The 6,719-nt window shown below is 72.0% G+C and carries 6 protein-coding genes; 3 read left to right on the top strand and 3 right to left on the bottom strand.

The window, feature by feature from the left end; all coding sequences use genetic code 11:
- Positions 1–80 precede the first annotated feature (80 nt).
- The 3 genes from AB0C20_RS34200 (at position 81) to AB0C20_RS34190 (ending at position 3,845) form a co-directional block, all read left to right on the top strand.
- The gene (locus tag AB0C20_RS34200; RefSeq protein WP_357569551.1) at positions 81–1,754 is read left to right on the top strand and encodes a PspC domain-containing protein; all 1,674 of its coding nucleotides are present in this window, start codon (positions 81–83) and stop codon (positions 1,752–1,754) included.
- Positions 1,751–2,422: a hypothetical protein gene (locus AB0C20_RS34195; protein ID WP_357569552.1), complete on the top strand. Its 672-nt coding sequence runs from the start codon at positions 1,751–1,753 to the stop codon at positions 2,420–2,422. Before AB0C20_RS34200 ends, AB0C20_RS34195 begins: the two co-directional genes overlap by 4 nt.
- A gap of 169 nt (positions 2,423–2,591) precedes the next feature.
- Positions 2,592–3,845 (top strand): phosphatidylserine decarboxylase, encoded by a 1,254-nt coding sequence (locus AB0C20_RS34190; protein WP_357189837.1) that lies wholly within the window; start codon positions 2,592–2,594, stop codon positions 3,843–3,845.
- A gap of 57 nt (positions 3,846–3,902) precedes the next feature.
- Here AB0C20_RS34190 and AB0C20_RS34185 read toward each other — a convergent pair whose 3' ends face one another.
- The 3 genes from AB0C20_RS34185 to AB0C20_RS34175 all read right to left on the bottom strand — a co-directional run.
- Positions 3,903–4,853 carry a CDP-alcohol phosphatidyltransferase family protein gene (locus AB0C20_RS34185; RefSeq protein WP_238687766.1) on the bottom strand — a complete coding sequence of 317 codons (951 nt, stop codon included), beginning with the start codon at positions 4,851–4,853 and terminating at the stop codon, positions 3,903–3,905.
- A gap of 345 nt (positions 4,854–5,198) precedes the next feature.
- Complete coding sequence (locus AB0C20_RS34180) at positions 5,199–6,134, bottom strand: NUDIX domain-containing protein (protein WP_357189835.1); 936 nt, start codon at positions 6,132–6,134, stop codon at positions 5,199–5,201.
- A gap of 324 nt (positions 6,135–6,458) precedes the next feature.
- A partial coding sequence (locus AB0C20_RS34175) for an IS30 family transposase (RefSeq protein WP_357569550.1) occupies positions 6,459–6,719 on the bottom strand: 261 nt, incomplete at its 5' end.

Here is a 6,719-nt window from a genome sequence, read left to right as displayed (position 1 = left end):
TCGGCTACCTCTCCGGCTTCCTCGCCGGGCAGGACGTCGGCGCGTTGACCACCATCGCCGTGCTGCTGTGGTTCGCGGTGATGGGCTGGGTGGCGCACGCCGGCACCGACGCGACCGCCGGCACCGCGCCCGGCGAGCCGGCCGACGGCTACGCGCCCCCCGCGGCGGGCTACGGCCCAGGCCCGGGGTTCGCGGCGGGCACCGGCTACGGCCCGGGCGGCACACCACCCGGGCCGGGTGGTCCCGGTCCGTCCGCGCCGCCACCGCCGCTGGGCGGCACCGGCTTCACCTCGCGGTACGGGCTGGTCCGGCCGCGCGAGGGGCGGTACCTGGCCGGTGTCTGCGCGGCGATCGGGCGCGCCACCAACACCGATCCGGTGCTCTGGCGGGTGTTGCTCGCGGTCCTCGGCTTCTTCGGGGGCATCGGCATCCTGGTGTACGTCGCCGCCTGGCTGATCATCCCGAACGAGGGCGACACCGCGTCCCCCGTCGAGTCCATGCTCGGTCGCGGTCGCTCCAGCATGTCCCCGGTGACGGTGATCGTCCTGGGCATCCTGGTCGCGGCCAGCTTCGCGTACATCGTCACCGACGCCTTCCGCGCGGTGCTGCTCGGCGCGGCCATCCTGGTCGCCGGCGCGCTCCTGCTCAACCGGGACGGCCGCAATCCACGGCCCGGCACCCCGGGTGGTCCGGCGCCCGCCGCACCGTCCGGCGCGGTCGTCCCACCGGTGACCTGGCCGTCGTACGGCGCGGCGCCGTCGACCGGCCCAGCGGCGACGCCGCCGATGTTCGGCACCGGTCCGGGGTACGCCACCGCGACGACGGGGGCGGCGCCCACAGTCACCATCCCGGCGTACGACGCGCCGCCGACCAGCGCGACGCAGCCGTTGCCCGGGGTCGGCCCGGTGTCCGGGTATCCGGCCGGCACGACGGCTGCCCAGCCTGGCTGGCCGAGCACCGCGATGCCCAGCGCCGGTTGGCCGTCGGCACCCGTGAGCAGCACACCCGCTGCCCCGGCCGGCTATCCGACAGCCCCGCCGCCCTCCGGTTACCGCCCTCCGTTCGCGCCGCACGGCCCGTACGCTTCGCCGACCCCGGCTCCGCCTCCTCCGCCCAAGCCGCCGAAGCCGCCGAAGCGGCCCAAGGAGCGCTCGCCGCTCGGCGCGGTGACCTTCTCGCTGATCTTCCTGGTGCTCGGTCTGGTCGCCCTACTCGACCTGCTGGACGTCTTCGCCATCAGCGCCTCGGCGTACTTCGCGGCCGCGCTGGCCACGATCGCCCTCGGCCTGCTGGTCGGCACGTGGTTCGGGCGGGCGCGCTGGCTCATCGCGCTCGGTCTGGTGACCGCGGCGGCGCTGGGCACAGCGACCGTGGCCGAGTCCTACGACCGGATCCGGGGGGTCGACGGCGCGGTGACCTGGGCGCCCACCGACTACCGCGACCTGGCGGACCGGTACGAGAACAGCTTCGGTGACGCCGTGCTCGACCTGCGCGGGATCGACTTCGCGAAACGGGACAGCCAGGTGACAGTGGCCGTCAACTTTGGCCAGGCGACAGTCGTCGTGCCGCCGAACGTGGACGTCACCACAGTGGCCGACGTCAACGCGGGTGACGCCACGGTCTTCGGCAACCGCTCGGGCGGGCTGGACGGCCGCCTGCGGGAATCCACCGACGTCGGCGCGGACGGGCCCGGCGGCGGGACCCTGCGCCTCTACATCCATGTCAATGCCGGCAACCTGGAGGTGACCCGGTGAAGGCTCACCGCACGGATCTGGTGTCGTTCGCCTTCGGGCTCGTGTTCCTGGCGCTGTCCGCCTGGTGGCTGCTCGCCCAACTGCTCGGGCTCGCGCTGCCGCCGGTCGGCTGGTTCCTGGCCGGCGCACTCATCCTGATCGGGGTCTTCGGGCTGGTCGGCGCGCTGCGTTCGGGTCGACCGAACCAGCCGGAGCCGATTGCCGAGGCCGGTCCCGCCGAGGCGGTAGCGCCCGTCTCCGGCACGTCCGTCTCCGGCGCGCCCGTCTCCGGTGCCGCAATGTCGACGTCCGGCGCCCCCCTGCCGGACTGGGAAGCCGAACGGTCCACCTGGGACACTCCCTCCTCCGACCCGACGCTCGTCTCCGACCCGACGCCCTCCTCGGACCCGACGCTCTTCGCGGACCGGACGGTGGAGACGCCGACCACCGAGGTGCGGGCGTCCGACGTGCCGGCCACCGACGTGATCCACCCGGCCTGGCTGGCTCATCCGCCGGCGGAGCCGCCGACCGAGCCCTTCCCCGGCAACGGAGACGACGAGCCGACCACCGGGAACCTCGCCCGCCCGGCCTCGTCGGAGGGGGACGAGCCGACCAGATCCGACCAACCAGTCGAGGCCGTCGGCGACCAGCCGGGCGACGAGCGGGAGGGTCCCCGCAGGGAAGCCTGAGCTCGGGCGGATGTCCGCGTCGGTCCACCGCATCCCCACGGCGGTGCGGCCGGCGCGGACGGACGCATATGCTGGCTGGTGGAGATCTCGCCTCCGCCGGCCGGCCCGTCCCGCCCATGGCGGTCCCGCCGCGATTCCCGTCTCTACCCCCGTCAGGAGCCCGCCCGACATGACCCAGTCCCCCGCCGTGCGTACCACCGGCCGGTCCGGTCCGGTCCGCATCGGCGAGCGAGCCGCCCGTACCCTCGTCGCCGAGCTGGCCCGGATCAACGACCCCAAGGCCGCCCTGCTGGTCGGGGTCACCCCGGACTCCGCGGTGCTGGCCGCGGCGGTCGATGCGCTGCTCCCCGGTGACCGGCTCACAGTGGTGCCCGCCGAGCCGTTCGGCGCTGCGGCGCTCCGCGAGCACGTCACAGCCCAGGGCCGCTGGGTCGCCGACCGGGTGAGCGTCGTCGACTCGCTGGCCGAAGCCGAGGCCGCCGCCGTCGTCATCGCCGGTGAGGCGTTCACCGGCACCGCCGAGGCAACCCGCGGCGGCGTCGAGGGGTTGGCCAAGTACCTGACCGACGGGGCGGTACTGAGCGTGGCGACCGTCGCCGCCCCCGGCCGGACCGAGGGTGCCGCCGCCGAGCTGGCCCGACAGGACGCCCTCTACGGCGTCGGCGCCGATCTGGTGCTGCGTAACTCGCCACCGGTGCGGGTCTACCGACTGCGGTTCACCCCGGCCAGCCCGGCCACTGCCGACAGCCTGGCCCCCGCGTACCGGCCGTCGAGCGTGCCGGTGACCCGGAGCATGCACATCGACTCCAACGGTGTGGCGGCGGCGGGCATCGCGCTGGGCCTCGCGGCGCTGGCCCGGGTGGCACGCCCGTCGTCCAAGCTGTGGCTGCTGCCGGCCCTGGCCGCCGGGCCGGTCGCCGCGTTCTTCCGGGATCCCGAACGGGACGTGCCGGAGGACCCGAGCGCGGTGGTCGCCAGCGCGGACGGGAAGGTCCTGTCGGTGCAGCGGCTGCACGACGAGCGCTTCGGCGACGGCGAGTGGCTGCGGATCGCTGTGTTCCTGTCGGTGCTGGACGTGCACGTCAACCGCGCCCCGGTCGCCGGCAAGGTGGTGGACTACTTCGTCGCCGATGGCGGCTTCGTCAACGCGATGAAGCCGGACGCCGAGCACAACGTCGCCGCGTACACAGTGCTGGACACCGCTCACGGCACTGTGGTGGTCGCGCAGCGGACCGGGCTGATCGCCCGTCGGATCGTGCAGCGCGCGCCGATCGGCGCGCTGCTGGCGAAGGGCGAGCGCTTCGGGCTGATCCGGTTCGGTTCCCGGACCGACGTCTACCTGCCCGCCGATGCCGCGGACCCGCTGGTCGGGCCGGGCGACAAGGTGGTCGGCGGGTCCACTGTCATCGCCCGCTGGCGCTGACCCGCGAACGAGGAACGGGGCGCCGCTGTCCGCGGCGCCCCGTTCTGTCTGCTCAAATCAGGCGGTACGACGTTGCCGCAGCCAGAGAACCGGCCCGCTGACCAGGTAACCCACCACGATCAGGGCGAACGTGAGCCGAATGTCGACCAGCGCGCCGATCACCGGGGCCAGCCAGAGCCACGGCGGCAGCTTCACCAGGCGGGCGAGCTTGGCGTACGGGAAGCTCGACACCATCGCGAAGGCCAGCAGCGCCACCCCGGCGACCAGCACGGCACCAGGCACCGGCAGGCCGATCGCCACTGTCACGGCGAGCACCGCGGCCGCCATGGTGGTCGGCACTCCGCAGAAGAACCTGCCGTCCTTCGGCGAGACGTTGAAGCGGGCCAGTCGAATCGCGGCACACGCCGCGACCAGTGCGCACGCCACTGCCGCCGCCGCCGTGGAGACGGAACCGGCGAGCGAGGCGTAGACCACTACCGGCGCGGCGAGACCGAACGAGCACATGTCGGCCAGTGAGTCCATCTGCGCGCCGAACGGGCTGGCCACCCCGAGCCGTCGGGCCAGCGCGCCGTCCAGACCGTCGAAGCCGACGCACGCGATCAGACAGAGCGCCGCCATGCGCACCTCGCCCTGCATGGCCAGGAAGATGGCCAGCATGCCGAGCATCAGGCTGGCCAGCGTGCAGGCGTTGACCAGGGCGAACTTCATCCGGCGCGCCATGGTGCGCTCGCCGGGGAGCAGTGGGATCGAGTGGGCCTCGTCGGTCTGCGTCATCGGCGGCATCGCCGGGCTGACCGGCATGACCGCGTCGACGTGGGCTCGGTCCAGGCCCAGTGTCGGGTCCACGCCCAGTGTCGGCCGGCTGAGCCGGTCCAGGCCGTAGCGACGGCGCTGCCGATCGGCGTACCGGTGCTCGGTCGGGGCCAGGTCGGCCGGGTGCAGGTCGCCGTCACGGCGACCGACCCGGACCAACAGCACCTGGCGGGCGAACGTGCTGCTGCGGCGCAACCGGCCCGCCCAGCGACGCCCTGCGGGGCGCGGACTGTCAGTAGTACGACGCCGGCGCCATGGGGCTCTCGGCACGTTTCCTCCATCACCGGATCTGCTGACCGCCACGTGGCGGGTGTCCGGCTGTCTCGTGCCGGACCTTGCATGGCCCGGCAGCCGTTTTGCGGAGTACACCATCGCATAGGGGAACATGGCTTGGCGATAGCTGCCGGCGGTACTTATATCTGGCGTAAACCGCTCGAACCGCTCGCTTGTTCCCATCCCGGGCTTCATCGCCCGTTTCCTCCATCATTCCCGCCTTTGACTGTACCGGAGGGTCACCAACTCGGCTCACCGAGCGGGGTGCTATCGGCCACTCTGTCCGATTGCCACGGCGGCGATGTCGCTCAACGGCAGGTCAGTCGCCTCGTCGCGGGTGAACCACCCCGCCCGAGCCGTCGACCCTCCGGCGGACTCCGTGACCACCGCGTCGGTAGGTACGTCCACCAGCACCCGATAGATCACCCGTACGCCATGCCAGTCCAGAGGCCGGCCCTCTGGCCCCAGCGCGGCGGGGTTGTGCAGGTTGTTGACGCCGAGAAGCTCCACGACCCGGCCCACCTGCCCGCCCTCCTCGACCAACTCCCGCAGCAACCCGGTGGCCGGCTGTTCGCCGTGATCGGTGCCACCGCCGGGCAGGTGCCACAGACCGGCCCCCGGGTAGCCCTCCGAGATCTGGGTGAGCAGGATCCGTCCAGCGGGGTCGGTGACCAGCCCGTACGCCCCGAAGCGCAGCCGACGGTCAGGGTGCTGCGGCGAGAACAGGTCCCGCGACTGGTGCGCTGCCGGCGGCAGATGGGTGACCGGCAGGCCGAGCGTCTCGGCGGTGAACGGGGTCAGCGGCAACCGCGCCAGCTCCTGCAGCGAAAGCCAGCAAACTTGGTCAACCAGACCAGCCCCGCCGCTCCGCAATTCGCCCCCGGGCCCCGCGCCCTCAAGCCGCGCGTCTTGGGGAGTGTCGAGCTCGAACAACAGCCGGTCGGTGTGAAGCGCGGCCTTGCCCTCCGAGAAGGTGGCCACATCGGCGACCACCGTGAGTAGTCGCGTCACCGCGACCGTCAGCCCAGCCTGCTCGGCGACCTGGCGGACCACGGCGCGCTCCGGGTCCTCGGCATGCGCGACGGCACCGCCCGGCAACCGCCAGACCCCGGGAAACTCACCGTCCACCCCGTCCCGAACCACCAAGACCCGGCCTGAGTCCCGCAAGAGCCCATAGGCCCCGACTCGCCGCGTGAATTGCACCTTCGCTCGCCCCCCGCTTCGCACTCACAACTGTTGATCATGAAGTTATCGCCGTCCATCTCGTGTTCCGACAATAACTTCATGATCAATCCAAGGCAGTGCACGGGAAACCCGCAGAGCTTGGCGAGCCGGAGCGTTCGGGCCGAGGTAGCCACCTCTTACCCGACGACCGATTAGCCCCGTCAAGACCCATTCAGCCAGTTTTGCGACTAGCCCGCTTCACTCCATTAGCCCTCATTGTGGAGTCCATTCACATCGCGGGCGTCGAGACGAGCGCTGATCAACTCGGGTTCACGGAAGGCGCGGTATTCCAGGGCGGCGGTTTCAAGCGGCTGTTGCGACTAGGTGTTTGTGGAGTACCTCGGCTGGATTCTGCCAGTCGAGGGTTTGGCGTGGTCGTCCGTTGAGTTCGCGGGCGACGGCGTCGAGGTCGTCCTGGGTCCAGGTGCGGAAGTCGGTGCTGGATCGGGGGAAGTACTGACGGAGGAGACCGTTGGTGTTTTCGTTGCTGCCGCGTTGCCAAGGGCTGTGGGGGTCGCAGAAGTAGACCTTGCAGTCGGTGGCCAGGGTGAAGACGGGGTGCTG

The organism is Micromonospora sp. NPDC048843 (genome assembly GCF_040649965.1).
GTDB classification, from domain to species: domain Bacteria; phylum Actinomycetota; class Actinomycetes; order Mycobacteriales; family Micromonosporaceae; genus Micromonospora; species Micromonospora hortensis.
The sequence above is the reverse complement of the archived record's forward strand: the minus strand, read 5'-3'. Positions and strand labels throughout refer to the sequence as shown.

What these genes read in the sequence shown, in the direction of transcription:
- AB0C20_RS34200 (WP_357569551.1), top strand. Translation starts at nt 81, where the DNA reads ATGGGCTGGGTGGCGCACGCCGGCACCGACGCGACCGCCGGCACCGCG.
- AB0C20_RS34190 (WP_357189837.1), top strand. Translation starts at nt 2,592, where the DNA reads ATGACCCAGTCCCCCGCCGTGCGTACCACCGGCCGGTCCGGTCCGGTC.